This window comes from Mycolicibacterium chubuense (assembly GCF_001044255.1).
In the GTDB taxonomy this organism is placed as follows: domain Bacteria; phylum Actinomycetota; class Actinomycetes; order Mycobacteriales; family Mycobacteriaceae; genus Mycobacterium; species Mycobacterium chubuense.
The window spans coordinates 65,752-89,185 of sequence record NZ_JYNX01000056.1 but is presented as its reverse complement, the minus strand read 5'-3'; the positions used below and the strand labels follow the sequence as shown (position 1 = coordinate 89,185).

Here is a 23,434-nt window from a genome sequence, read left to right as displayed (position 1 = left end):
CGCTTCCTCGGGCCTGGTACGTGCGGGGCAGAGGGGGCTGACGTGAAACCGTCGTCCGCCGGTGTGACGAACTGCGGGAAATCAACGGCCACGCATGCGCCAACAACTGGCGCACACCAGGTGAATTCGGCCTACCATGCTCGCGTGGCTTTTCCCCGCGAGCTCGGGAACTCAACGTCGAGGCAGCTGCAGAATTCGTCGCCCGCGCTGGTCGTCCCGGTTGGTTCCACCGAGCAGCACGGACCTCATCTGCCGCTGGACACCGACACTCGCATCGCGACCGCCGTGGCCGATGCGCTCGTGGCGCTGCTGCATGAGCGGACGTCCGACCCGTGGATGGTTGCTCCGGCAATCGGTTACGGCGCCAGTGGTGAGCACGAGGGATTCGCCGGAACCGTCTCGATCGGCACACCGGCACTGGCGGAACTGCTCGTCGAGTTCGCGCGATCGGCGTGCCGGTGGGCGTCGCGGGTGGTGTTCGTCAACGGCCACGGCGGCAACGTGGAGGCGCTGCGCCGGGCCGTGACGCTGCTGCGGTACGAGGGGCGCGACGCGGGCTGGTGCTCCTGCGTCGCTGCGCAGGCCGACGCGCACGCGGGCCACACCGAAACTTCTGTATTGCTACATATTTCGCCGCACGTCGTGCGCGATGACCTCCTGGTGGCCGGTAACCTTTTGCCGCTGACGGACTTGATGCCACAATTGCGCCGCGGGGGAGTCGCCGCCGTCAGTTCGCTGGGGATCCTGGGGGACCCCACGACGGCGACGGCGGAAGAAGGGGGCAGGATCTTTGCTGAGATGCTCGACGCGTGTCTGGGCCGCGTCACTCGGTGGGCACCTGACCGCGAGGGGATGTTGAGGTGAGCGGGCCGCGCCTGCCCGACGGCTTCGCCGTCCAGGTGGATCGACGCGTGCGCGTCCTCGGGGAGGGTGCCGCGCTGCTCGGCGGTTCGCCGACGCGCCTGCTGCGGCTGGCGCCGGCCGCGCAGACGATGCTCACCGGCGGCAGGCTCGAGGTGCACGACGCGGTCAGCGCACAGCTGGCCCGCACCCTGCTCGATGCCACCGTCGCCCACCCGCGGCCGTTGAGCGGGCCGTCGCACCGTGACGTCACGGTCGTGATCCCGGTGCGGGACAACCCAACTGGGCTCACCCGGCTGCTCACTGCGCTGCGCGGGCTGCGGGTGGTGGTCGTCGACGACGGCTCGGCGACACCGGTCAGCGACACCGACTTCCAGGACGTGCACTGCGACCTGAAGATCCTGCGGCTGGAGCGCAGCAGAGGCCCTGCCGCCGCGCGCAATGCCGGACTGGCGGCCTGCGACACCGACTTCGTGGCGTTCCTGGACTCCGACGTCGTGCCGCGCCGGGGCTGGCTCGAGGCGTTGCTGGGCCACTTCTGTGATCCGGCCGTCGCGCTCGCCGCGCCGCGGATCGTCGCGCTGCATCCCTCCGACAGTGTGGTGGCCCGCTACGAGGCCGTCCGCTCGTCGCTGGACCTCGGGCTCCGGGAGGCGCCGGTGGTGCCGTTCGGCACCGTGTCCTACGTGCCCAGCGCCGCCATCATCTGCCGGCGCAGTGCGCTGATCGAGGTCGGCGGCTTCGACGAGACCCTGACCTCCGGGGAGGACGTCGACCTGTGCTGGCGGCTCAACGAAGCCGGTGCCCGGCTGCGCTACGAGCCGATCGCGCTGGTCGCCCACGACCATCGCACCGAACTCCGAAAATGGTTCGCGCGCAAGTCTTTCTACGGGGGTTCGGCAGCCCCGCTGTCCATCCGCCATCCCGGCAAGACCGCCCCGCTGGTGATCTCGGGGTGGACGCTGGTGGTCTGGATGCTGGTCGCGCTGGGCTCGTGCTTCGGGTATCTGGCGTCGGCGGCGGTCGCTGCGATCACCGGCCGGCGGATCGCCAAGTCGCTGTCCAGCGTGCAGACCGAGCCCCTGGAGGTCGCCGTCGTCGCCGCGCAGGGGCTGTGGTCGGCGGCGCTGCAGCTGGCGTCGGCGATCTGTCGGCACTACTGGCCGGTGGCGCTGATCGCGGCGGTGCTCTCACGACGGTGCCGCCAGGTGGTGCTGGTGGCCGCGGTCCTCGACGGGGTGTTCGACTGGGCCACCCGCAGCCACGGCAGCGCCGACGACGACACCAAGCGGGTCGGGGTGCTCACCTACCTGCTGCTCAAGCGTCTCGACGACATCGCCTACGGACTCGGGCTGTGGACCGGGGTGGTGCGGGAGCGCCACGCCGGGGCGCTCAAGCCGCAGATCCGAACCTGAGGCCCGTTGGCTGACGTCCTGATCATCGGCGCCGGCAGCGCCGGATCCGTCCTGGCGGAGCGGCTCTCCGTCGACGAGCGCTGCCACGTCATCGTCGTCGAATCGGGACCCGCGCCCACCGATCCGCGCGTCCGCGACCAGATCACCGACGGACTGCGGCTGCCGCTGGGGCAGGCGAGCGCGGTCGCGCGGCGCTACACCGCCGTCCTCACCGAGGATCCCCGCCGCTCGGTGCAGATCATGCGCGGCGCGGTCGTCGGCGGATCCGGGGCGATCAACGGCGGATACTTCTGCCGGGCGCTGCCCGCCGACATCGACGGGTGGGCCTTGCCGGGGTGGGCCTGGGCCGACGTGTTGCCGCACTTCAAGGCCATCGAGCGCGACCTCGACTTCGAGGGAGAGCCGCACGGTACGGCGGGACCCATCACGGTGCGCCGGGTTGCCGAATTCGACGGCTGTACAGCGGCGTTCGTCCGCTCGGCCCGGGAAGCGGGCTTTGCGTGGGTCGAGGACCTGAACGGCTCGACCCGGCAGCGGACGGTGCCGCCGGGGGTCGGGGCGGTGCCGCTGAACATCGACCGCGGCACGCGGGTCGGACCCGGTGGGGCGTTCCTCGAACCGGCGATGCACCGGCCCAACCTCACGGTGCTCACCGACACCCGCGTGGGTCGGATCCGGTTCGACGGCCGCCGGGCGGTCGGGGCGGACGTCGTGGGACCGGATGGGCTCGCCACGCTGCGCGCCGATCGGGTGGTGCTGTGCGCCGGGGCCATCGGCTCGGCGCATCTGCTGATGCTGTCGGGCATCGGCCCCGCCGCCGTGCTGCGCGCCGCCGGGGTGCCGGTCGCGGTCGATCTGCCGGTGGGGGTCGACACGGTCGACCACCCGGAGTGGGTGCTCCCCGTCAGCTGGCCGGCCACCCATGGGGTCCCGCCGCTGGAGGCCGTGCTCACCACTGCCGACGGGGTGGAGATCCGGCCGTACACGGCGGGCTTCGGCGCGATGACCACGGGCCGTCGCGACGACCCGACCGATCAGCCCCACCTCGGGGTGACGTTGATGCGGCCGGCTTCGCGAGGGCGGATCACGCTCGCGTCGGACGATCCCGACCGCGACCCGGTGATCGAGCAGCGCTACGACAGCGCGCCCGCCGACGTCCGCCTGCTGCGCGACGGCACCGCCATCGCCCACGAAATCGCCGGTGACACAGTGCAATCAGAGCCCTCCTGGGCGACATCGCAGCATCTGTGTGGCAGCGCACGGATGGGTCTGGACACCGACGCGAGCGCCGTCGTGGACACCCGGTGCCGGGTGCGCGGCGTGGAGGGGCTGTGGGTGGTCGACGGGTCGGTGCTGCCGGCGATCCCCAGCCGCGGCCCGCATGCCACGATCGTGATGGCCGCGCACCGGGCTGCGGAGTTCATCGCCTGAACAGCTGTCTGCCGTCGCGGCCCGGCGCCCAGGCGGCGACGAACACGGCGCCGACGACCAGCAGGATCGACAGCACCAGCAGCGCCTGATCGGTGGCGTGCAAGAAGGCCGCCCGCGCGACCTCGGCCAGAGGTCCGCCCTGCGGGCCCAGGTGCTCGGCCAGTGCGAGCGCCGAGGCCAGCGAATCGGTGGCGGTGTGGCGGATCTGCTCGCCGAAGCCGGCGACCTGCGGCGTCAGCGAATTGCGGTAGGACGCGGCGAGAATCGAGCCCGCCACGGCGATCCCGACCGCGGCGCCGACCTCCCGCGTCGCGTCGTTGACCGCCGACGCGACGCCCTGCTTCTCGTCGGGCACCGCGTTCATGATCGCCGATGTCGTTGGGGCCGTGCACAATCCGATGCCGGCGGCGATGATCAGCATCGGCCACATCAGATCGAGGAACGTGGCGTCCACCTCGAGGAAACGCATGCAGAACAGTCCGACGGCCATCAGCAGCAGGCCGACGGTGACCGACAGCCGCAGGCCCACCTTCGGGAGGTAGAGGTGCATGGTGGCGCCGAGGATCAGCACCGGGACCGCCAGCGGGGACAGCGCGAACGCGGTCTGCAGCGCGGTGTAGCCCATCACCAGCTGCATGAACTGCATCTCGATGAAGAAGAAGCCGAAGTTGGCGATGAACAGGAACGTGATCCCGACGGCGCCGGTGGCGAAATCCGGCCGACGGAACAGCCGCACGTCGAGCAGCGGGTGGCGGCGCCGCAGCTGCACGATGGTGAACAGGACGGTCAGCACCACGCCGCCGGCCAGGGTGCCCAGCACCAGGGGATCGGTCCAGCCGCGGGCGGGCGCCTCCACGACCCCGAGCACGAACACCGCGATCCCGGTGCCGATCAGTGCGGCGCCCAGCCAATCGATGGGGGTGCGCGTCTGGTCGCGTGAACTGCCGATGGTGCAGGTGAGCGCGAACATCACCAGCGCCGCGGCGGCGAACGCGACGAAGATCGACTGCCACGAAAAGTGCTGCAGCAGAACGCCGGTACCGAGGAAACCGAAGATCGCCCCCGATCCGGCGACCCCGGCCCAGATACCGACGGCCTTGTTGCGCTCGGCCTTGCCGAACGCGGCCGTGAGCAGGGACAGGGTCGCCGGCATGATGAACGCCGCGCCGACGCCCGCCACGGCGCGGGCGGCGATCAGCTGGGTCGGACTGTTCAGCAGGATCGGAGCCGCCGAGGCCAGCGCGAAGATCGCGAGCCCCACCAGCAGCGCCCCGCGCCGGCCGTAGCGGTCCCCGAGCGCGCCGGCGGGCAGCAACAGGCAGGCCAGCGCCAGCGTGTAGCCGTCCACGATCCAGGTGAGTTGGCTCTGCGTCGCCGACGTCTGGACCGCGATGTCGGGCAGGGCCGCGTTGAGGGCGACCATCGACGAGATGACCATCAGCACGTCGACGCTCGCGACCGCCAGCAGCCAGCGACGTGCGCGTGGTGACAGGCGGGCGATCTCGGCGTCGATATCCTGATCTGACTGCGTGAGGGTGTCGGCCATGGGCTCTCTCTCGCCGGAGACTTTCGAGACTAACAGTCTCGTTGGGAGACCGATAGTCTTGTTCTTCCCGCTGTGGAGGTGGAGGAAACCATGACGGCCGCCAGTGGCGACCCGAGGCCGGCCCGGTCCCGCGCCCGTCTGCTCGACGCGGCAACGGCGCTGCTGAGGGCCGGCGGCCCCGGCGCGGTGACCATCGACGCGGTCACCCGGCAGGCCAACGTCGCGCGCGCCACCCTCTACCGCCACTTCCCGAGCGCGAATGATCTTGTGGCAGCGGCGTTCATGAGCCTGATTCCGCCGCCGCCGATGCCGCCGGAGTCGGGCACCCTGCGCGAGCGGCTCATCGCGATCGTCGGCGAATGGGCCACGTCCATCGCCGAGGTGCCGACGACACTGACCGCGATGGCGTGGCTGTCGCTCGGCCCGGACATCGCGGCGGTGCCGTCCGCGGGTCAGGGCGGCGCGCAGGTCCGGTCGCTGCGGGAGCGGATCGCCGAACAATACTCGGCGCCCTTCGACGCGATCTTCGACAGCCCCGAGGCTGTCGCGGAACTCGGGGCGGTGGACCGGGCCACTGCGTTCGCTCTGCTGATCGGCCCGCTTGCGTTCGGCAGGCTCAGCACGCTGATCGACTTCGACTACCGCGCCGTGGCGGTCGCCGCGGTCGACGGCTTCCTGGCGGTCAGCGCAGCGAGTAGCGGATCGGCAGGTGCTTGAGACCGCCGACGAACGTGGTGGCGGCCAGCTCGGGTTCGCCGGCCAGCTCGATCGACTCGAGCCGCGGCACCAACTCGGTGAAGAGGCTGTTCATCTCCATCCGGGCCAGCGCCGCGCCGAGGCAGAAGTGCACGCCGTAACCGAACGACACATGCCGGTTGGGGTCACGGGCGATGTCGAAGCGGAACGGTTCGTCGAAGATCTCCTCGTCGCGGTTGCCTGACACGTACGCCAGGTAGACGTTCTCGCCTTTGGCGATGGGCACCCCGCGCACCGTGGTGTCCTCGGCCGCGGTGCGCATGAACTCCTTGACCGGGGTGGTCCAGCGGATCATCTCCTCGACCGCGGTCGGCATCAGGTCGAGGTTGTCGCGCAGCCGGGCCAGCTCGTCCTGGTTCTCGATCAGCGCGAGCAGGCCGCCGGAGATCGCGTCCTTGGTGGTGTCATGGCCGGCGCTGGCGACGATCACGTAGTACGACGCGGTGTCGATGTCCGACATCGGCTCACCGTCGATCTTGCCGTTGGCGATCGCCGAGGCCAGATCGTCGGTCGGGTTCTCCCGGCGCGACGCGGTCAGCTTGGCGAAATAGGCGAAGAAGTCCAGCAGCACCGCCATCTGGTCTTCCGGGCTGACCCCGCGCTTGTACTCGTCGTCGTCGCCGCCGAACATCTCCTGGGTCAGCGAGTGCATGCGCCCGTAGTCCTCCTCGGGCAGCCCCAGCAGCGACATGATCACGTAGAGGGGGAACTGCACCGCGATGTCGGTGACGAAGTCGCACTCGGGGCCGATGTCCCGCATCCGGTCGACGTAGCGCTTGGCCAGTTCGTCGACGCGAATCTTCAAGTCCCGCATCGCTTTCGGGCGGAACCAGTCGGCGCCGATCGCGCGCACCTTGCGGTGGTGCGGATCGTCCATGTGGATCAGCGTGCGGATGCCCATGCCGGCCTCCATCTGGGCGGCCATGTAGTCGTCGGCGGCCGCCGTCGCCAGCAGCGGGCGCGGCTCGGACAGGAACAGGTCGTTGGCCCGTTCGATGGCCATGATGTCGGCGTGCTTGGTGATCGCCCAGAACGGACGGTACGGCGGGTTGTCCACCCACGCGACGGGCTCGTTGGCCCGCAGATGGGCGAGTGCTGCGTGCAGTCGGGCGTCGTCGGCATATGCCGTGGGGTCGGCCAGGACTTTGGCGGCGTCGTCCATCGTGCGTGGGGTCATGAAGTTCTCCTCCGAGGTACTTGACGCGTGTCAACTCCCACCATCTTATGTGACGGGCGCCACGTAGCGGAAGCACTTCGGCGACACGGCTAAGCTCGGATCTCGTGACGCCCGCAACGGTTCTTCGCCGGGTGCTGTGCGTCTGGTTCGCCGTCGCACTGGTCGCCGGATGCGCCGGTGGACGTGGTGAGTCGCCCCCGCCGCCACCGGCCGACCCGGCGCTGGCGCAGATCACGACGGGGACGCTGCGCGGCGTGGTCGCCCAGGATCATCGGCTGTTCGCCGGAATCCCTTATGCCGCACCGCCTGTCGGGCCCCTCCGGTTCGCCGATCCGCAGCCCGCCGCGCCGTGGCCGGGCGTGCGCGATGCGACGACGTTCGGGCCGCGATGCATGCAGAGCCTCAGCGGGGACATCGAACTCGGCCGCCAGACCGACGAGGACTGCCTCAGTCTCAACGTGTGGACCCCGACGGCCGCGTCGGCGAAGCCACGCCCGGTGATGGTGTGGATCCACGGCGGGGCCTTCGTCAACGGCAGCGGCAGGATCTACGACGCCCGGCGGCTGGCCGCGCGCGGCGACATCGTCGTCGTCACCATCAACTACCGCCTCGGCGCGCTGGGCTTCCTGGCCCATCCGGCCCTCGGGGCGCCCGGTCAGGTCGGCAACTACGGCCTGGCCGACCAGCAGGCGGCGTTGCGCTGGGTCCGCGACAACATCTCCGCGTTCGGCGGCGACCCCGGCCGCGTCACGGTCGCGGGGGAGTCCGCGGGCGGCATGTCGGTGTGCGACCACCTCGTCGCACCCGGCTCCCGCGGCCTGTTCTCCGCCGCGATCATCCAGAGCGGGCCGTGCCAGGCCCAGGCCGCATTGCCGGTCGCCCAGGACCGCTCCCTGGCCTACGCGGCCGGCCGCGGGTGCGCCGATCCGGCCCAGGCTGCCCGCTGTCTGCGCGCGCTGCCCGCCGACAAGCTGCGCGAGCCGGCGTGGTTCTACAACATCGGCGACGACGAGCTCACCGGCCCGGTGACCGGCACGGCCGCGCTGCCCCGCGACCCCATGAGCACCATTGGCAGTGCCGACGCCCAGCAGGTGCCGGTGCTGATGGGCACCACCCGCGACGAGTTCACGCTGTTCGTCGGCATGCAGTACGTCCGCGAGGGAGTCCGCTACACGCCGCAGGACTACCCGCGACTGCTGGCCGACGCCTTCGGCCGCAACGCGCCGGCAGTGGCGCAACGCTATCCCCTGGCCGCCTACCCGAGCGTCCCGCTGGCCTACTCCGCGGCCGTCACCGACGGGGTGTTCTCCTGCATCGGCGACCGGCTGGCGCGTGCGATCACCGGCGGTCCCGTCTACTTCTACGAGTTCAACGACCGCGCCGCGCCGGCGCCCGAGCCGCTGCGCACCCTGCCGTTCCCGGTCGGCGCCAGCCACTCGCTGGAGTTGCGGTACCTGTTCGACGTCGGGGGAGCGCTGCCCCTGGACCCGGCGCAGCAGAAACTCTCCGACGAGATGATCGACTACTGGTCGTCGTTCGTGAAGTCGGCGTCGCCCGACATCGACGGCCGGCCGCAGTGGGACGCGTTCGGCGACGGCAACCAGGTCATGTCCCTGCAACCCGACGGCAGCCGGATGATCGACTCCTTCGCCGACGAGCATCAGTGCGCGTTCTGGGCGGGGCTGAAGTAGTCGCAGGCCCCACCTCTTCACGTTCTGTACATAGAGTGCGAGTGAACCCCACCGAAAGGTGACTATGTGGGACGCGTGGTGCTCCACGACGCGGACTGCACCAGCCGAAGAGCCTTCCACCAGGGATTTGGAGCACGCCGGGATCTGAGGCATACTGTTCGGGTTGCCTTGAGCCGGGTTCGCCTGGCCGGGCATGCGACTGGCGCCCCTCGCGGGGCGCATCCGGTCCCCACCTCGATCTCGGGCGACACACCCGACCGCGGGGGCCGGTGAACCACAGACAGGTAAACAGCGGCGGCACAGCCAGGCCCTTCGAGGGCCCGTTAGTAGTGAGGTAGGAGAAGCGTGGCGGGACAAAAGATCCGCATCAGGCTCAAGGCCTACGACCATGAGGCGATCGATGCCTCTGCGCGCAAGATCGTCGAGACGGTCACCCGGACGGGCGCGAGTGTGGTCGGCCCGGTGCCGCTGCCGACCGAAAAGAACGTGTACTGCGTCATCCGCTCCCCGCACAAGTACAAGGACTCGCGGGAGCACTTCGAGATGCGCACTCACAAGCGGCTGATCGACATTCTCGACCCGACGCCGAAGACCGTTGACGCCCTGATGCGCATCGATCTGCCGGCCAGCGTCGACGTCAACATCCAGTAGGAGATTCCAGAAACCATGGCTAGAAAAGGCATTCTGGGCACCAAGCTGGGCATGACGCAGGTGTTCGACGAGAACAACAAGGTCGTGCCGGTGACGGTCGTCAAGGCCGGGCCCAACGTCGTGACGCGCATCCGCACCCCGGAGCGTGACGGCTACAGCGCCGTGCAGCTCGCCTACGGCGAGATCAGCCCCCGCAAGGTCACCAAGCCGGTGACGGGGCAGTTCGCCGCCGCCGGTGTCAATCCGCGCCGCCACCTCGCCGAGCTCCGGCTCGAGGACGAGGCCGCTGCCGCGGAGTACGAGGTGGGTCAGGAACTGACCGCCGAGATCTTCGCCGACGGCGCGTACGTCGACGTGACCGGCACCAGCAAGGGCAAGGGCTTCGCGGGCACCATGAAGCGCCACGGCTTCCGCGGCCAGGGCGCCAGCCACGGCGCGCAGGCCGTGCACCGCCGGCCGGGCTCGATCGGTGGCTGCGCCACCCCGGGCCGCGTGTTCAAGGGCACGCGCATGTCGGGCCGGATGGGTAGCGACCGCGTCACCACGCAGAACCTGAAGGTGCACAAGGTCGACGCCGAGAACGGCGTGCTGTTGATCAAGGGCGCCGTCCCCGGGCGCAACGGTGGACTGGTGGTTGTCCGCAGCGCAATCAAGCGAGGCGAGAAGGCATGACTGTGAATATTGATGTGCTGACACCGGCAGGCAAGAAGGACGGCTCGGTCGAGCTGCCCGCCGAGCTGTTCGATGTCGAGCCCAACATCGCGCTGATGCACCAGGTGGTGACCGCGCAGCTCGCGGCCAAGCGCCAGGGCACGCACGCGACCAAGACGCGCGGCGAGGTCTCCGGCGGTGGCAAGAAGCCGTACCGCCAGAAGGGCACCGGCCGCGCCCGTCAGGGTTCGACGCGTGCGCCGCAGTTCACCGGCGGTGGCGTCGTGCACGGCCCGCAGCCGCGCGACTACAGCCAGCGCACCCCGAAGAAGATGATCGCCGCCGCGCTGCGCAGTGCGCTGTCGGACCGGGCGCGCAACGAGCGCATCCACGCGGTCACCGAGTTGGTCGAGGGCCAGAAGCCGTCGACCAAGAGCGCCAAGTCGTTCCTGGCGACGCTGACCGATCGCAAGCAGGTGCTGGTGGTCATCGGCCGCGCCGACGAGACCAGCGCGCTGAGCGTGCGCAATCTGCCTGGCGTGCATGTGATCTCGCCGGACCAGTTGAACACCTACGACGTGCTCAAGGCCGACGACGTGGTGTTCAGCGTCGAGGCGCTCAACGCGTACATCGCGAGCGCGACCAAGAAAGACGAGGTGTCGGCCTGATGGCTACCGTGACCGATCCCCGCGACATCATCCTGGCCCCGGTGATCTCTGAGAAGTCCTACGGGCTCATCGAGGACAACGTGTACACGTTCGTCGTGCACCCGGACTCGAACAAGACGCAGATCAAGATCGCCGTCGAGAAGATCTTCAAGGTCAAGGTCGCGTCCGTGAACACCGCCAACCGGCAGGGCAAGCGCAAGCGCACCCGCACCGGCTTCGGCAAGCGCAAGGACACCAAGCGCGCCATCGTGACGCTGGCTGCGGGAAGCAAGCCCATCGACCTGTTCGGAGCGCCGGCGTAGCCGGCAGGGAGAACTAGACAATCATGGCAATTCGCAAGTACAAGCCGACGACCCCCGGTCGCCGCGGTGCCAGCGTCTCCGACTTCGCCGAGATCACTCGCGACCACCCGGAGAAGTCGCTGGTCCGTCCGCTGCACGGCAAGGGTGGCCGTAACGCCCACGGCCGCATCACCACTCGGCACAAGGGTGGCGGCCACAAGCGCGCCTACCGCGTGATCGACTTCCGTCGCCACGACAAGGACGGCGTCGACGCCAAGGTCGCGCACATCGAGTACGACCCGAACCGCACCGCGAACATCGCGCTGCTGCACTACCTGGACGGCGAGAAGCGCTACATCATCGCGCCGCAGGGTCTCAAGCAGGGTGCGGTCGTCGAGTCGGGCGCCAACGCCGACATCAAGCCGGGCAACAACCTGCCGCTGCGCAACATCCCTGCCGGCACCGTGATCCACGCTGTGGAGCTGCGGCCCGGTGGCGGCGCGAAGCTGGCCCGCTCGGCCGGCGTCAGCATCCAGCTGCTGGGCAAGGAGGGCACCTACGCCTCCCTGCGTATGCCCAGCGGTGAGATCCGCCGCGTCGACGTGCGCTGCCGCGCCACCGTCGGCGAGGTCGGCAACGCCGAGCAGGCCAACATCAACTGGGGCAAGGCCGGCCGCATGCGGTGGAAGGGCAAGCGCCCCACCGTCCGTGGTGTCGTGATGAACCCGGTCGACCACCCGCACGGCGGTGGTGAGGGCAAGACCTCCGGCGGTCGCCATCCGGTGAGCCCGTGGGGCAAGCCCGAGGGCCGCACCCGCAAGCCGAACAAGGCGAGCGACAAGCTCATCGTCCGTCGCCGGCGCACCGGCAAGAAGCGCTAGGGAGTAAAGCGATGCCACGCAGCCTGAAGAAGGGCCCGTTCGTCGACGACCATCTGCTCAAGAAGGTCGACGTACAGAACGAGAAGAACACCAAGCAGGTCATCAAGACCTGGTCGCGCCGGTCCACCATCATCCCGGACTTCATCGGCCACACCTTCGCCGTCCACGACGGTCGCAAGCACGTGCCGGTGTTCGTCACCGAGTCGATGGTCGGGCACAAGCTGGGCGAGTTCGCGCCCACCCGCACCTTCAAGGGTCACATCAAGGACGACCGGAAGTCCAAGAGGCGGTAATGACTACAGCGATTGAATATCCGTTCGCGACCGCGAAGGCACGGTTCGTGCGCGTGTCGGCCACCAAGGCCCGGCGCGTCATCGACCTGGTCCGCGGCAAGAGCGTCGAGGAAGCCCTCGACATCCTCCGCTGGGCGCCGCAGGCCGCCAGCGAGCCGGTCGCCAAGGTGATCGCCAGTGCTGCGGCCAACGCGCAGAACAACGAGGGGCTGGACCCGTCCACGCTCGTGGTCGCCACCATCCACGCCGACGAGGGCCCGACCGCCAAGCGGATCCGGCCCCGTGCGCAGGGTCGCGCATACCGGATCCGTAAGCGCACCAGCCACATCACCGTGATCGTCGAGAGCCGGCCGCCCAGGAACACGGGCAAGCAGGGTGCGTCCGCGTCTGCCGCGCGCGCACGTCGCGCGCAGGCCAGCAAGGCATCCAGCAACAAGGGAGGCTCGGAGTAGTGGGTCAGAAGATCAATCCGCACGGCTTCCGGCTCGGCATCACTACCGAGTGGAAGTCCCGGTGGTTCGCCGACAAGCAGTACGCCGACTACATCAAGGAAGATGTGGCGATCCGCAAGCTGCTGGCCACGGGCCTCGAGCGCGCCGGCATCGCCGACGTCGAGATCGAGCGCACCCGCGATCGCGTCCGGGTGGACATCCACACCGCGCGTCCGGGCATCGTGATCGGCCGTCGCGGCACCGAGGCCGACCGCATCCGCGCCGACCTGGAGAAGCTCACCAAGAAGCAGGTGCAGCTCAACATCCTCGAGGTCAAGAACCCCGAGTCGGTGGCCCAGCTGGTCGCCCAGGGTGTTGCCGAGCAGCTGAGCAACCGCGTGGCGTTCCGCCGTGCGATGCGCAAGGCGATCCAGTCGGCGATGCGCCAGCCCAACGTCAAGGGCATCCGGGTGCAGTGCTCGGGCCGCCTCGGCGGTGCCGAGATGAGCCGCTCGGAGTTCTACCGTGAGGGTCGGGTGCCGCTGCACACGCTGCGCGCCGACATCGACTACGGCCTGTACGAGGCCAAGACCACCTTCGGCCGGATCGGCGTGAAGGTGTGGATCTATAAGGGCGACATCGTGGGCGGCAAGCGCGAGCTGACCGCCGCGGCTCCGGCAGGTGCCGATCGGCCCCGCCGCGAGCGTCCGTCGGGCACCCGCCCGCGCCGTAGCGGCGCGTCGGGCACCACGGCGACGAGCACCGACGCTGGTCGAGCTGCCACGGAGAGCCCAGCAGAAGCACCCGCCGTCGCCGAGGCCACTATTGGCACCGAGGCTGCCGCGGGCGCATCCGCCCCGGAGAACACGGAGAGCTAGTCATGTTGATTCCCCGCAAGGTCAAGCACCGTAAGCAGCACCACCCCCGGCAGCGCGGCATCGCCAGCGGCGGCACCACGGTGAGCTTCGGTGACTACGGCATCCAGGCTCTGGAGCACGCGTACATCACCAACCGGCAGATCGAGTCCGCTCGTATCGCCATCAACCGGCACATCAAGCGTGGCGGCAAGGTGTGGATCAACATCTTCCCGGACCGTCCGCTGACCAAGAAGCCCGCCGAGACCCGGATGGGTTCGGGTAAGGGCTCGCCGGAGTGGTGGGTGGCCAACGTCAAGCCCGGCCGCGTGCTGTTCGAGCTGAGCTACCCCGACGAGGCGACCGCACGGGCCGCGCTGACCCGTGCCATCCACAAGCTGCCGATCAAGGCTCGCATCGTCACCAGAGAGGAGACCTTCTGATGGCAGTAGGAGTTTCGACGGGAGAGCTCCGTGAGCTCACCGACGAGGAACTGACCGACAAGCTCCGCGAATCCAAGGAAGAGCTGTTCAACCTGCGCTTCCAGATGGCGACGGGCCAGCTTGCCAACAACCGCCGGCTGCGGGTCGTCCGGCAGGAGATCGCACGGGTGTACACCGTGCTGCGCGAACGTGAGTTGGGTCTGGCCGCCGGACCCGGAGGTGAGGATTCCTAATGGCAGATACGCAGGCAGACGGCAAGCACACGCCGCGCACCGAGCAGCCGCGCGGCCGTCGCAAGACGGCCATCGGTTACGTCGTGTCGGACAAGATGCAGAAGACGATCGTGGTCGAGCTCGAGTCCCGCAAGTCGCATCCGTTGTACGGCAAGATCATCCGGACCACGACGAAGGTCAAGGCCCACGACGAGAACGAGGCCGCCGGTGTCGGCGACCGCGTTTCGCTGATGGAGACCCGCCCGCTGTCGGCCACCAAGCGCTGGCGCCTGGTCGAGGTGCTCGAGAAAGCCAAGTAGCACCGCCGATCGGACGACGATCGCGACAGCCCCCGCACGCCACCCGGCGGCGGGGGTTTTTGCGTGTCCGCAGCGTTCGCGGGGTGTACTGTCCGGCGCTATGACCACGGAGTTCAACGGCAAGATCGAGCTCGACATCCGGGATTCCGAGCCGGACTGGGGGCCGTTCGCGGCGCCGGTGGCCCAGCCCGACGCGCCCAATGTGCTCTATCTGGTGTGGGACGACATCGGGATCGCGACCTGGGACTGCTTCGGCGGTCTGGTGAACATGCCGGCGATGAGCCGCATCGCCGAGCGCGGCATACGTCTCACCCAGTTCCACACCACCGCGCTGTGTTCACCGACCCGCGCGTCGCTGCTGACCGGGCGCAACGCCACGACCGTGGGCATGGCGACCATCGAGGAGTTCACGGACGGTTTCCCCAACTCCAACGGGCGGATTCCGTTCGACACGGCGCTGCTGTCAGAGGTGCTCACCGAGAACGGATACAACACCTACTGCGTCGGCAAGTGGCATCTGACCCCGCTGGAGGAGTCGAATCTCGCGGCGACCAAACGGCACTGGCCGCTGGGCCGCGGCTTCGAGCGGTTCTACGGGTTCATGGGCGGCGAAACCGATCAGTGGTATCCCGAACTCGTCTACGACAACCACCCCGTGCCGCCGCCGGCGACACCCGAGCAGGGTTATCACCTGTCCAAGGACCTGGCCGACAAGACCATCGAATTCATCAGGGACACCAAGGTCATCGCCCCGGACAAGCCGTGGTTCACCTACCTGTGCCCGGGTGCCGGGCATGCGCCGCACCACGTGTTCGCCGAGTGGGCCGACCGCTACGCCGGCGTCTTCGACATGGGCTACGAGCGTTACCGCGAGATCGTGCTGGAGAACCAGAAGCGGCTCGGCATCGTGCCGCCCGACACCGAACTCTCGCCGGTGAATCCGTATTCCGACGTCTCCGGACCCAACGGGGAGCCGTGGCCGCCGCAGGACACCGTGCGCCCCTGGGACTCGCTCGGCGACGACGAGAAGCGGTTGTTCAGCCGGATGGCCGAGGTGTTCGCCGGGTTCCTGTCCTACACCGACGACCAGATCGGCCGTGTACTGGACTATCTCGAGGAGTCCGGCCAGCTCGACAACACGATCATCGTGGTGATCTCCGACAACGGGGCCAGCGGTGAGGGCGGACCCAACGGATCGGTCAACGAGGTCAAGTTCTTCAACGGCTACATCGATTCCGTCGAGGAGAGCCTGAAGCACTTCGATGATCTCGGCGGCCCGCAGACCTACAACCATTACCCGATCGGCTGGGCGATGGCGTTCAACACTCCGTACAAACTTTTCAAGCGCTACGCCTCCCACGAAGGCGGTATCGCCGACACCGCAATCATCTCCTGGCCCAACGGGATCAGCGCTCACGGCGAGGTGCGGGACAACTACGTCAACGTCGCCGACATCACGCCGACGGTGTACGACCTGCTGGACATCACCCCGCCCGCGACCGTGCGCGGGGTGGCGCAGAAGCCGTTGGACGGCGTGAGTTTCAAGGTGGCGCTGGAGAATCCGCATGCGCCCACCGGCAAGGAGACGCAGTTCTACACGATGCTGGGCACCCGCGGCATCTGGCACAAGGGCTGGTTCGCCAGTGCGGTGCACGCCGCGTCGCCGGCGGGCTGGTCGCATTTCGACGACGACCGCTGGGAACTGTTCCACATCGAGTCCGACCGCAGCCAGTGTCACGATCTGGCCGGCGAACACCCCGAGAAGCTCGCCGAACTGATCGATCTGTGGTTCGCCGAAGCAGGCAAGTACAACGGACTCCCGCTGGGTGATCTGAACATCATCGAGACGATGTCGCGGTGGCGGCCGTACCTCGCCGGGGAACGCTCGTCCTACGTCTACTATCCCGGCACCGCCGACGTGGGCATCGGCGCCGTGGTGGAACTGCGCGGCCGGTCGTTCGCCGTCCTCGCCGAGGTCGCCGTCGACGCGGACGGTGCCGAGGGTGTCATCGTCAAACATGGTGGTGCGCACGGTGGTTACGTGATGTACGTGCAGGGGAACCGGCTGCATTTCTGTTACAACTTCCTCGGCGAACAGGAGCAGACGCTGGCGGCGTCGGAGCCCCTCACCGCCGGCCTGCACACGCTGGGCTTCGCGTTCACGCTCACGGGGACCGCGGAGGGCAGTCACACCCCGATCGGTGACGCCGCGCTCTACGTCGACGAAACTCCGGTGGCCGACTACGGCGGGATGCGCGTGCACCCGGGCACTTTCGGCCTGGCCAGTGCGAGCCTGAGCGTCGGGGTCAACAACGGCTCGCCGGTCTCGCGGGCGTTCGCGGCGCCGTTCCCGTTCACCGGCGGCAGCATCGCCCAGGTGAAGATCGACGTCTCCGGTACGCCGTACGCCGACCTCGAACGCGACTTCGCCCGCGCCTTCGCCAGGGACTGACGTGATTCGCGGCATCCTGCCCGCTCTGCTGGTGTGCACCGTGATGCTCGCGCCGGCCTGCACCCGCAGCAGCGACGGTGCGGCCACCGCGCAGAGCGGTCAATCCAGCACGCCCGCAACATCTTCGACCACCACGGCGTCGGCCGCACCGCCGGTCGCCCCGGCCGACGACGTGCCCGGCGTGGTCCCGACGCCGGGAGCGTCACCCACCGACGAGGACTGCGCACCAGCGGCTCCGCCGGCCGTCCCGGTGGACGTGCGCATCGACGACCCGGCGGCGCCCACCGTGGTGGTCGGAGCGCCCCAAGAGTGGACCACCACACCGTCTCCGGACGGCGCGACGCTGACCGGACCCGAGAACATGTCGGCCACGGTCACGATCACCGCGACCCCGCTCGATGCCGCCGCCGCGTTCCGCGGCTACGCCGACGACCTGACCGCCAAGACCGAAATGAGCACGCTGAGCCTGCTTCCGGCCGAGACCTGCGGGTTCAGCGGACAGAAGCTGATGGGCATGCTGGGCGGGACGACGCCGGAGAATGTGGTGTACCAGGCCCGCATCGTGCACGTGCCCGGCTACCTGATCGCGGTGTACGTCGAGGCGCCGACCGATACCGCCGGCTTCGACGACGCCGCGGCGGTGCTGACGCAGGGACTGCGGATCGGCCTACCCTGAGCAGCATGCTGACCGACCTCGTCGACCTCGACGGCGGCCGGTACCGGATGGGATCGACCCAGTTCTATCCCGAGGAGGCGCCGGTGCACACGGTCACCGTCGCGCCGTTCGCGATCGAACGGCACCCCGTCACCAACACCCAGTTCGCGGCGTTCGTCGCCGACACCGGGTACCGCACGGTCGCCGAGATCCCGCCCGACCCGGCGCAGTTTCCCGGGGCTGCACCGGCCGACCTCGTGGCCGGCGCACTGGTGTTCCGGCCCACCCGCGGACCGGTCGATCTGCGGGACTGGCGGCAGTGGTGGGAATGGGTGCCCGGCGCGGACTGGCGGCACCCCTACGGGCCGGACAGCTCGGTCGAGGACAAGGCCGACCACCCGGTGGTGCAGGTCTGTTACACCGACGCACTGGCCTACGCCCGGTGGGCGGGCCGGCGGCTGCCCACCGAGGCGGAGTGGGAGTTCGCCGCGCGCGGAGGTGCGACGACGACGTATCCGTGGGGCGACGACACGGCCCCGGGCGGGCAGGTGATGGCCAACACCTGGCAGGGCGCCTTCCCGTACCGCAACACCGGCTGGGCCGGCACCTCGCCGGTCGGGACGTTCCCGCCCAACGGCTACGGCTTGGTCGACATGATCGGCAACGTGTGGGAATGGACCACCACCCGCTTCGCCGGCCATCACGCGCTCGCCGGCGACACCGAGTCGTGCTGCGGACCGTCCGGACCCGACCCCGCGGTGAGTCAGGTGCTCAAAGGCGGGTCGCACCTGTGCGCGCCGGAGTACTGCCACCGCTACCGGCCGGCCGCCCGGTCGCCCCAGTCACAGGACAGCGCGACCACGCACATCGGCTTCCGCTGCGCGCTCTGAGCCCGCCCTGACCAGCGATTTGGCGCATTCGCCGAGCTCACCTAGTATGTAGGGGTTGCCTAGGGCAGACCTCGGTTATCTCTGGATCTCGCATGTCAGAGAAAACCCTGCGTGCTCTTAGGGAACAAAGACCGCGCACGTCAGGGTCGGTAATCCTGCGTGCATACGAAAACCCAGGTCGAGGAGATCGAGTGATTCAGCAGGAATCGCGGCTGAAGGTCGCCGACAACACGGGCGCCAAGGAGATCTTGTGCATCCGCGTTCTCGGTGGCTCGTCGCGGCGCTACGCGGGCATCGGTGATGTCATCGTGGCCACCGTCAAGGACGCCATCCCCGGCGGCAACGTCAAGCGCGGCGACGTCGTCAAGGCCGTCGTCGTGCGCACCGTCAAGGAGCGCCGTCGCGCCGACGGCAGCTACATCAAGTTCGACGAGAACGCCGCCGTCATCATCAAGGCCGACAACGACCCGCGCGGTACGCGCATCTTCGGGCCGGTCGGTCGCGAACTGCGCGAGAAGCGCTTCATGAAGATCGTCTCGCTCGCCCCGGAGGTGTTGTAGATGAAGGTCCGTAAGGGCGACACGGTGCTCGTCATCTCCGGTAAGGACAAGGGCGCCAAGGGCAAGGTCCTGGTGGCCTACCCCGAGCGCAACAAGGTCCTCGTCGAGGGCGTGAACCGGATCAAGAAGCACACCGCACAGTCGGCCAACGAGCGCGGCGCGTCCTCGGGCGGCATCGTCACGCAGGAAGCGGCGATCGCGGTGTCCAACGTGATGCTGCTCGATTCCGACGGCAAGCCGACCCGCGTCACGTACCGCATCGATGACGAGACCGGCAAGAAGGTCCGCATCGCCAAGACCAACGGCAAGGACATCTGAGATGACGACTGCTGAGAAGACCCTGCCTCGCCTGAAGCAGCGCTACCGCGAAGAGATCCGCGACGCCCTGCAGAAGGAGTTCGGCTACGCCAACGTGATGCAGATCCCGGGTGTGGTCAAGGTCGTCGTCAACATGGGAGTCGGCGACGCCGCCCGTGACGCGAAGCTGATCAACGGTGCGGTCAACGACCTCGCCCTGATCACCGGCCAGAAGCCCGAGATCCGCCGGGCCCGTAAGTCGATCGCGCAGTTCAAGCTCCGCGAGGGCATGCCGATCGGCGCCCGCGTGACGCTCCGCGGCGACCGGATGTGGGAGTTCCTGGATCGCCTGATCTCGATCTCGCTGCCCCGTATCCGCGACTTCCGCGGTCTGAACGGCAAGCAGTTCGACGGCACCGGCAACTACACCTTCGGGCTGACGGAGCAGTCGGTGTTCCACGAGATCGACGTGGACAGCATCGACCGTCCGCGCGGCATGGACATCACCGTCGTCACCACGGCGACCAACGACGACGAAGGACGAGCGCTGTTGCGGGCGCTGGGCTTTCCGTTCAAGGAGAACTGAGCAATGGCAAAGAAGGCTCTGGTCAACAAGGCCAACAAGAAGCCGAAGTTCAAGGTGCGGGGCTACACGCGCTGCAACCGCTGCGGCCGGCCGCACGCGGTGTTCCGCAAGTTCGGCCTGTGCCGCATCTGCCTTCGCGAAATGGCGCACGCCGGCGAGCTGCCCGGCGTGCAGAAGTCCAGCTGGTAAGCCAGCCAACCACTACTAAAACAGTTGCGGCAGGCCCCGTTCGGGGAACCGCCGCGAGAAAGGTGAACCGGCTGTCATGACCATGACGGATCCGATCGCAGACTTCTTGACACGTCTGCGCAACGCCAACTCGGCGTACCACGACGAAGTGACCCTGCCCCACAGCAAGATCAAGGCCAACATCGCCGAGATCCTGAAGTCGGAGGGTTACATCACCGACTACCGCACCGAGGACGCCCGCGTCGGCAAGTCCCTCGTCGTGCAGCTCAAGTACGGCCCCAGCCGGGAGCGAAGCATCGCCGGCCTGCGCCGCGTGAGCAAGCCCGGTCTGCGGGTGTACGCGAAGTCCACCAACCTGCCCCGCGTTCTCGGCGGGCTGGGCGTGGCGATCATTTCTACGTCGTCCGGCTTGAGGACCGACCGCCAGGCTTCCCGCGAGGGTGTCGGCGGCGAAGTCCTCGCGTACGTGTGGTGAGGGGTAGATAAGACATGTCTCGCATTGGAAAGCAGCCGGTCCCGGTTCCTGCCGGGGTCGATGTCACGATCGACGGACGCAATGTGGCCGTCAAAGGCCCCAAGGGCACGCTGACCCTCGATGTCGCCGAGCCGATCGAGGTCTCGCGCGACGACGACGGCGCCATCGTGGTGACCCGCCCCAACGACGAACGGCGCAACCGCTCGCTGCACGGGCTGTCCCGCACACTGATCGCCAACCTGGTCGACGGTGTGACCCAGGGCTACACCACCAAGATGGAGATCTTCGGCGTCGGCTACCGCGTGGTGGCCAAGGGCAACGACCTCGAGTTCGCGCTCGGCTACAGCCACCCGGTGCTGATCACCGCTCCGGAGGGCGTCACCTTCGCGGTCGAGACGCCCACCAAGTTCTCGATCTCCGGTATCGACAAGCAAAAGGTCGGCCAGATTGCGGCCAACATCCGCCGCCTGCGGAAGAGCGATCCCTACAAGGGCAAGGGAATCCGCTACGAAGGCGAGCAGATCCGTCGCAAGGTCGGAAAGACGGGTAAGTAGCAAATGGCCACGAACACCAAAGAGAACGCCGGGCACACCCCGGTCGGCAAGAACATCTCCGAGACGCGGCGTACCTCGCGGCTGCGCCGGCATGCGCGCCTGCGCAAGAAGGTCTCCGGTACGGCCGAGCGTCCGCGCCTGGTGGTCAACCGCTCCGCGCGGCACATCCACGTGCAGCTGGTCGACGACCTGGAGGGCGTGACACTCGCCGCGGCGTCCTCGATCGAGGCCGACGTGCGGGCCGTGGAGGGCGACAAGAAAGCCGCCAGCGCGCGGGTGGGTCAGCTGATCGCCGAGCGCGCCAAGGCCGCCGGCATCGACGAGGTCGTGTTCGACCGCGGTGGGTACACCTACGGCGGACGGATCGCGGCCCTGGCCGACGCGGCACGCGAGAGTGGGCTGAAGTTCTGATGACTGTCAACGAGAGGACTGCATGATGGCCGAGCAGGCTGGCGCCGGTTCGGCGCAGGACAATCGCGGCGGTGGCCGTGACGGTGGCCGGGGCCGCCGTGACGACCGCGGCGGCCGGGGCGGACGCGACGACCGCGAGAAGAGCCAGTACCTGGAGCGCGTCGTCGCGATCAACCGCGTCTCCAAGGTCGTCAAGGGCGGCCGCCGGTTCAGCTTCACCGCGCTGGTGATCGTCGGCGACGGTAAGGGCATGGTCGGCGTCGGCTACGGCAAGGCCAAAGAGGTGCCCGCCGCGATCGCCAAGGGCGTCGAGGAAGCACGCAAGAACTTCTTCCGGGTTCCGCTGATCGGCGGCACCGTGACCCACCCGGTCCAGGGTGAGGCCGCGGCCGGTGTGGTCATGCTGCGCCCGGCCAGCCCCGGTACCGGTGTCATCGCCGGTGGCGCGTGCCGCGCGGTGCTGGAGTGCGCCGGCGTGCACGACGTGCTGGCCAAGTCGCTGGGCAGTGACAACGCGATCAACGTGGTGCACGCCACCGTCGCCGCGCTGAAGCTGTTGCAGCGCCCCGAAGAGGTCGCGGCCCGCCGCGGTCTGCCGATCGAAGATGTAGCGCCCGCCGGCATGCTCAAGGCCCGTCGTGAGGCTGAGGCCCTGGCCGCCGGCGCCGCGCGTGAGGGAACGGCGTAAGGAACATGGCAGAGCTCAAGATCACCCAGGTGCGCAGCACCATCGGTGCGCGCTGGAAGCAGCGCGAGACCCTGCGCACGCTCGGGTTGCGCAAGATCCGCCAGTCCGTGGTGCGCGAGGACAACTCGCAGACCCGCGGATTGATCAAGACCGTGCACCACCTCGTCACGGTCGAGGAGGTATAGCGACATGGCACCCATCAAGCTGCACGATCTCAAGCCGGCTCCCGGCGAGAAGACCGCCAAGACCCGCGTGGGTCGCGGTGAGGGCTCCAAGGGCAAGACCGCCGGTCGCGGCACCAAGGGCACCGGCGCCCGCAAGAACGTCCCGGTGGGCTTCGAGGGCGGCCAGATGCCGATCCACATGCGGCTGCCCAAGCTCAAGGGCTTCCGCAACCGGTTCCGCACCGAGTACGGCGTCGTCAACATCGGCGACCTCGGCAAGGCGTTCCCCGAGGGCGGCACCGTGGGCGTCGACGAGCTGGTGGCCAAGGGCCTGGTGCGCAAGAACGTTCTGGTGAAGGTTCTGGGCGACGGCAAGCTGTCGGCCAAGGTCGACGTCACCGCGCACAAGTTCAGCGGCAGCGCCCGCGAGGCGATCACCGCCGCGGGTGGCACCGCCACCGAACTGTAAGTCGTTCCACAGCTGAGAACCCCCGCTCCGGCGGGGGTTTTTGGTTGGTGGCCGGTAACGTCGGAGCCGTCCCGGGCGATGACCCACCCGACGGGGGAGAACAAGGAGCAGTCTCGATGAATCACCGGCGCACCGTTGTCACGGCGATTGTCGCCACCGGGATCGCCCTCGGTATGGCAGCACCGGCGCAGGCGCAGACGGCCGATCAGTGGTTCACCGACACCGTCGGCAAGATGAACATCCCCTTCGCGCCGGACACCGATCTTCCGCAGGTCGGCAAGCAGGTGTGCGAGATGCTGACCACATCGCTGTCGAGCAACTCCGTCAACCCGGTGCCCGCCGTGCGCGGCGTGCTCACCACGTTGACGAGCCGGGGCCTGGATCGCGCGCAGGCCGGCGGACTGCTCAAGGCGTCGGTGCAGGCCTACTGTCCGCAGCACGCGCGTTTCGTCGGGCGCTGACCCCCACCCGGGCGTCGGTAC

At 68.7% G+C, this 23,434-nt stretch carries 32 protein-coding genes; 30 read left to right on the top strand and 2 right to left on the bottom strand.

The window, feature by feature from the left end; translation table 11 throughout:
• Positions 1 to 120 precede the first annotated feature (120 nt).
• Genes mftE through mftG form a run of 3 tightly spaced genes read left to right on the top strand, consistent with a single transcriptional unit; the run spans position 121 to position 3,707 of the window.
• Positions 121 to 864, top strand: coding sequence for a mycofactocin biosynthesis peptidyl-dipeptidase MftE (gene mftE, locus MCHUDSM44219_RS18145; RefSeq protein ID WP_048419641.1), 744 nt, complete (start codon positions 121 to 123; stop codon positions 862 to 864).
• Positions 861 to 2,276 carry a mycofactocin biosynthesis glycosyltransferase MftF gene (mftF, locus tag MCHUDSM44219_RS18140; protein WP_048419640.1) on the top strand — a complete coding sequence of 472 codons (1,416 nt, stop codon included), beginning with the start codon at positions 861 to 863 and terminating at the stop codon, positions 2,274 to 2,276. The genes mftE and mftF overlap by 4 nt, the downstream gene beginning before the upstream one ends.
• 6 nt (positions 2,277 to 2,282) lie before the next feature.
• Complete coding sequence (gene mftG, locus MCHUDSM44219_RS18135) at positions 2,283 to 3,707, top strand: mycofactocin dehydrogenase MftG (RefSeq protein WP_048419639.1); 1,425 nt, start codon at positions 2,283 to 2,285, stop codon at positions 3,705 to 3,707.
• On the opposite strand, the gene MCHUDSM44219_RS18130 is transcribed toward mftG, so the two are convergent.
• Positions 3,697 to 5,253, bottom strand: a complete 1,557-nt coding sequence (locus MCHUDSM44219_RS18130) for an MFS transporter (protein ID WP_048419638.1) — start codon at positions 5,251 to 5,253, stop codon at positions 3,697 to 3,699. The genes mftG and MCHUDSM44219_RS18130 overlap by 11 nt on opposite strands.
• 90 nt (positions 5,254 to 5,343) lie before the next feature.
• On the opposite strand from MCHUDSM44219_RS18130, the gene MCHUDSM44219_RS18125 reads away from it, so the two are divergent.
• Complete coding sequence (locus MCHUDSM44219_RS18125; RefSeq protein ID WP_048419657.1) at positions 5,344 to 5,970, top strand: TetR/AcrR family transcriptional regulator; 627 nt, start codon at positions 5,344 to 5,346, stop codon at positions 5,968 to 5,970.
• Here the strand turns inward: MCHUDSM44219_RS18125 and MCHUDSM44219_RS18120 are convergent.
• Complete coding sequence (locus tag MCHUDSM44219_RS18120) at positions 5,936 to 7,186, bottom strand: cytochrome P450 (RefSeq protein ID WP_048419637.1); 1,251 nt, start codon at positions 7,184 to 7,186, stop codon at positions 5,936 to 5,938. The genes MCHUDSM44219_RS18125 and MCHUDSM44219_RS18120 overlap by 35 nt on opposite strands.
• A gap of 104 nt (positions 7,187 to 7,290) precedes the next feature.
• Between MCHUDSM44219_RS18120 and MCHUDSM44219_RS18115 the strand changes: the two genes are divergently transcribed.
• The 26 genes from MCHUDSM44219_RS18115 to MCHUDSM44219_RS17990 all read left to right on the top strand — a co-directional run bounded on the left by MCHUDSM44219_RS18115 (position 7,291) and on the right by MCHUDSM44219_RS17990 (position 23,413).
• Positions 7,291 to 8,877 carry a carboxylesterase/lipase family protein gene (locus MCHUDSM44219_RS18115; protein WP_048419636.1) on the top strand — a complete coding sequence of 529 codons (1,587 nt, stop codon included), beginning with the start codon at positions 7,291 to 7,293 and terminating at the stop codon, positions 8,875 to 8,877.
• A 345-nt stretch (positions 8,878 to 9,222) separates the two neighbouring features.
• Positions 9,223 to 9,528 (top strand): 30S ribosomal protein S10, encoded by a 306-nt coding sequence (gene rpsJ, locus MCHUDSM44219_RS18110; RefSeq protein WP_003883485.1) that lies wholly within the window; start codon positions 9,223 to 9,225, stop codon positions 9,526 to 9,528.
• 15 nt (positions 9,529 to 9,543) lie between these two features.
• Entirely contained in the window at positions 9,544 to 10,200 is a 657-nt protein-coding gene (gene rplC, locus MCHUDSM44219_RS18105) for a 50S ribosomal protein L3 (RefSeq protein ID WP_048419635.1), read from the top strand.
• Entirely contained in the window at positions 10,197 to 10,847 is a 651-nt protein-coding gene (gene rplD / locus MCHUDSM44219_RS18100; protein WP_048419634.1) for a 50S ribosomal protein L4, read from the top strand. Before rplC ends, rplD begins: the two co-directional genes overlap by 4 nt.
• Positions 10,847 to 11,149 (top strand): 50S ribosomal protein L23, encoded by a 303-nt coding sequence (gene rplW, locus MCHUDSM44219_RS18095; RefSeq protein ID WP_048419633.1) that lies wholly within the window; start codon positions 10,847 to 10,849, stop codon positions 11,147 to 11,149. The genes rplD and rplW overlap by 1 nt, the downstream gene beginning before the upstream one ends.
• A 23-nt stretch (positions 11,150 to 11,172) precedes the next feature.
• Entirely contained in the window at positions 11,173 to 12,009 is an 837-nt protein-coding gene (gene rplB, locus MCHUDSM44219_RS18090) for a 50S ribosomal protein L2 (RefSeq protein WP_043405766.1), read from the top strand.
• A gap of 11 nt (positions 12,010 to 12,020) precedes the next feature.
• Entirely contained in the window at positions 12,021 to 12,302 is a 282-nt protein-coding gene (gene rpsS / locus MCHUDSM44219_RS18085; protein ID WP_011739061.1) for a 30S ribosomal protein S19, read from the top strand.
• Complete coding sequence (gene rplV / locus MCHUDSM44219_RS18080) at positions 12,302 to 12,754, top strand: 50S ribosomal protein L22 (RefSeq protein WP_048419632.1); 453 nt, start codon at positions 12,302 to 12,304, stop codon at positions 12,752 to 12,754. The genes rpsS and rplV overlap by 1 nt, the downstream gene beginning before the upstream one ends.
• Positions 12,754 to 13,611, top strand: coding sequence for a 30S ribosomal protein S3 (gene rpsC / locus MCHUDSM44219_RS18075; protein WP_048419631.1), 858 nt, complete (start codon positions 12,754 to 12,756; stop codon positions 13,609 to 13,611). Before rplV ends, rpsC begins: the two co-directional genes overlap by 1 nt.
• 2 nt (positions 13,612 to 13,613) lie before the next feature.
• Positions 13,614 to 14,030, top strand: coding sequence for a 50S ribosomal protein L16 (gene rplP / locus MCHUDSM44219_RS18070; RefSeq protein ID WP_048419630.1), 417 nt, complete (start codon positions 13,614 to 13,616; stop codon positions 14,028 to 14,030).
• A complete protein-coding gene (gene rpmC, locus MCHUDSM44219_RS18065; RefSeq protein ID WP_048419629.1) occupies positions 14,030 to 14,263 on the top strand; it encodes a 50S ribosomal protein L29 in 234 nt (77 codons plus the stop codon). The genes rplP and rpmC overlap by 1 nt, the downstream gene beginning before the upstream one ends.
• Positions 14,263 to 14,562, top strand: coding sequence for a 30S ribosomal protein S17 (rpsQ, locus tag MCHUDSM44219_RS18060; protein WP_048419628.1), 300 nt, complete (start codon positions 14,263 to 14,265; stop codon positions 14,560 to 14,562). The genes rpmC and rpsQ overlap by 1 nt, the downstream gene beginning before the upstream one ends.
• 100 nt (positions 14,563 to 14,662) lie before the next feature.
• A complete protein-coding gene (locus MCHUDSM44219_RS18055; RefSeq protein ID WP_048419627.1) occupies positions 14,663 to 17,014 on the top strand; it encodes an arylsulfatase in 2,352 nt (783 codons plus the stop codon).
• Between the two features lies 1 nt (position 17,015).
• The gene (locus MCHUDSM44219_RS18050; RefSeq protein ID WP_053081294.1) at positions 17,016 to 17,690 is read left to right on the top strand and encodes a hypothetical protein; all 675 of its coding nucleotides are present in this window, start codon (positions 17,016 to 17,018) and stop codon (positions 17,688 to 17,690) included.
• Between the two features lie 5 nt (positions 17,691 to 17,695).
• Positions 17,696 to 18,559, top strand: coding sequence for a formylglycine-generating enzyme family protein (locus MCHUDSM44219_RS18045; RefSeq protein WP_048419626.1), 864 nt, complete (start codon positions 17,696 to 17,698; stop codon positions 18,557 to 18,559).
• Between the two features lie 191 nt (positions 18,560 to 18,750).
• Entirely contained in the window at positions 18,751 to 19,119 is a 369-nt protein-coding gene (gene rplN / locus MCHUDSM44219_RS18040; RefSeq protein WP_003883432.1) for a 50S ribosomal protein L14, read from the top strand.
• A complete protein-coding gene (rplX, locus tag MCHUDSM44219_RS18035) occupies positions 19,120 to 19,437 on the top strand; it encodes a 50S ribosomal protein L24 (RefSeq protein WP_048419625.1) in 318 nt (105 codons plus the stop codon).
• A gap of 1 nt (position 19,438) precedes the next feature.
• Positions 19,439 to 20,002 (top strand): 50S ribosomal protein L5, encoded by a 564-nt coding sequence (gene rplE / locus MCHUDSM44219_RS18030; RefSeq protein WP_048419624.1) that lies wholly within the window; start codon positions 19,439 to 19,441, stop codon positions 20,000 to 20,002.
• A 3-nt stretch (positions 20,003 to 20,005) separates the two neighbouring features.
• Positions 20,006 to 20,191 (top strand): type Z 30S ribosomal protein S14, encoded by a 186-nt coding sequence (locus MCHUDSM44219_RS18025; protein ID WP_011778599.1) that lies wholly within the window; start codon positions 20,006 to 20,008, stop codon positions 20,189 to 20,191.
• Positions 20,192 to 20,267: 76 nt separating this feature from the next.
• Positions 20,268 to 20,666 (top strand): 30S ribosomal protein S8, encoded by a 399-nt coding sequence (gene rpsH / locus MCHUDSM44219_RS18020; RefSeq protein ID WP_048419623.1) that lies wholly within the window; start codon positions 20,268 to 20,270, stop codon positions 20,664 to 20,666.
• Positions 20,667 to 20,680: 14 nt separating this feature from the next.
• Positions 20,681 to 21,220, top strand: a complete 540-nt coding sequence (gene rplF, locus MCHUDSM44219_RS18015) for a 50S ribosomal protein L6 (RefSeq protein WP_043405801.1) — start codon at positions 20,681 to 20,683, stop codon at positions 21,218 to 21,220.
• Between the two features lie 3 nt (positions 21,221 to 21,223).
• On the top strand, positions 21,224 to 21,631 hold the full coding sequence (gene rplR / locus MCHUDSM44219_RS18010) for a 50S ribosomal protein L18 (protein ID WP_048419622.1): 408 nt from the start codon (positions 21,224 to 21,226) through the stop codon (positions 21,629 to 21,631).
• Between the two features lie 25 nt (positions 21,632 to 21,656).
• Complete coding sequence (gene rpsE, locus MCHUDSM44219_RS18005; RefSeq protein WP_048419655.1) at positions 21,657 to 22,319, top strand: 30S ribosomal protein S5; 663 nt, start codon at positions 21,657 to 21,659, stop codon at positions 22,317 to 22,319.
• Positions 22,320 to 22,324: 5 nt separating this feature from the next.
• Positions 22,325 to 22,504 (top strand): 50S ribosomal protein L30, encoded by a 180-nt coding sequence (gene rpmD / locus MCHUDSM44219_RS18000; RefSeq protein ID WP_048419621.1) that lies wholly within the window; start codon positions 22,325 to 22,327, stop codon positions 22,502 to 22,504.
• Between the two features lie 4 nt (positions 22,505 to 22,508).
• On the top strand, positions 22,509 to 22,952 hold the full coding sequence (rplO, locus tag MCHUDSM44219_RS17995; RefSeq protein ID WP_048419620.1) for a 50S ribosomal protein L15: 444 nt from the start codon (positions 22,509 to 22,511) through the stop codon (positions 22,950 to 22,952).
• A gap of 116 nt (positions 22,953 to 23,068) precedes the next feature.
• Positions 23,069 to 23,413, top strand: coding sequence for a DUF732 domain-containing protein (locus tag MCHUDSM44219_RS17990; protein WP_048419619.1), 345 nt, complete (start codon positions 23,069 to 23,071; stop codon positions 23,411 to 23,413).
• Positions 23,414 to 23,434: the final 21 nt, after the last annotated feature.

Excerpts from the sequence above, each read along its gene's own strand:
- MCHUDSM44219_RS18120 (WP_048419637.1), bottom strand. The coding sequence starts at position 7,186 with ATGACCCCACGCACGATGGACGACGCCGCCAAAGTCCTGGCCGACCCC.
- MCHUDSM44219_RS18125 (WP_048419657.1), top strand. The coding sequence starts at position 5,344 with ATGACGGCCGCCAGTGGCGACCCGAGGCCGGCCCGGTCCCGCGCCCGT.
- rplD (WP_048419634.1), top strand. The coding sequence starts at position 10,197 with ATGACTGTGAATATTGATGTGCTGACACCGGCAGGCAAGAAGGACGGC.
- rplP (WP_048419630.1), top strand. The coding sequence starts at position 13,614 with ATGTTGATTCCCCGCAAGGTCAAGCACCGTAAGCAGCACCACCCCCGG.
- rplX (WP_048419625.1), top strand. The coding sequence starts at position 19,120 with ATGAAGGTCCGTAAGGGCGACACGGTGCTCGTCATCTCCGGTAAGGAC.
- MCHUDSM44219_RS17990 (WP_048419619.1), top strand. The coding sequence starts at position 23,069 with ATGAATCACCGGCGCACCGTTGTCACGGCGATTGTCGCCACCGGGATC.
- rplO (WP_048419620.1), top strand. The coding sequence starts at position 22,509 with ATGGCACCCATCAAGCTGCACGATCTCAAGCCGGCTCCCGGCGAGAAG.
- rplB (WP_043405766.1), top strand. The coding sequence starts at position 11,173 with ATGGCAATTCGCAAGTACAAGCCGACGACCCCCGGTCGCCGCGGTGCC.
- rpmD (WP_048419621.1), top strand. The coding sequence starts at position 22,325 with ATGGCAGAGCTCAAGATCACCCAGGTGCGCAGCACCATCGGTGCGCGC.
- rpsQ (WP_048419628.1), top strand. The coding sequence starts at position 14,263 with ATGGCAGATACGCAGGCAGACGGCAAGCACACGCCGCGCACCGAGCAG.
- MCHUDSM44219_RS18045 (WP_048419626.1), top strand. The coding sequence starts at position 17,696 with ATGCTGACCGACCTCGTCGACCTCGACGGCGGCCGGTACCGGATGGGA.
- rpmC (WP_048419629.1), top strand. The coding sequence starts at position 14,030 with ATGGCAGTAGGAGTTTCGACGGGAGAGCTCCGTGAGCTCACCGACGAG.
- MCHUDSM44219_RS18055 (WP_048419627.1), top strand. The coding sequence starts at position 14,663 with ATGACCACGGAGTTCAACGGCAAGATCGAGCTCGACATCCGGGATTCC.
- rpsE (WP_048419655.1), top strand. The coding sequence starts at position 21,657 with ATGGCCGAGCAGGCTGGCGCCGGTTCGGCGCAGGACAATCGCGGCGGT.
- rpsS (WP_011739061.1), top strand. The coding sequence starts at position 12,021 with ATGCCACGCAGCCTGAAGAAGGGCCCGTTCGTCGACGACCATCTGCTC.
- MCHUDSM44219_RS18130 (WP_048419638.1), bottom strand. The coding sequence starts at position 5,253 with ATGGCCGACACCCTCACGCAGTCAGATCAGGATATCGACGCCGAGATC.
- MCHUDSM44219_RS18025 (WP_011778599.1), top strand. The coding sequence starts at position 20,006 with ATGGCAAAGAAGGCTCTGGTCAACAAGGCCAACAAGAAGCCGAAGTTC.
- rplC (WP_048419635.1), top strand. The coding sequence starts at position 9,544 with ATGGCTAGAAAAGGCATTCTGGGCACCAAGCTGGGCATGACGCAGGTG.
- rplE (WP_048419624.1), top strand. The coding sequence starts at position 19,439 with ATGACGACTGCTGAGAAGACCCTGCCTCGCCTGAAGCAGCGCTACCGC.
- rplF (WP_043405801.1), top strand. The coding sequence starts at position 20,681 with ATGTCTCGCATTGGAAAGCAGCCGGTCCCGGTTCCTGCCGGGGTCGAT.
- rplR (WP_048419622.1), top strand. The coding sequence starts at position 21,224 with ATGGCCACGAACACCAAAGAGAACGCCGGGCACACCCCGGTCGGCAAG.
- rplW (WP_048419633.1), top strand. The coding sequence starts at position 10,847 with ATGGCTACCGTGACCGATCCCCGCGACATCATCCTGGCCCCGGTGATC.
- rplV (WP_048419632.1), top strand. The coding sequence starts at position 12,302 with ATGACTACAGCGATTGAATATCCGTTCGCGACCGCGAAGGCACGGTTC.
- rpsH (WP_048419623.1), top strand. The coding sequence starts at position 20,268 with ATGACCATGACGGATCCGATCGCAGACTTCTTGACACGTCTGCGCAAC.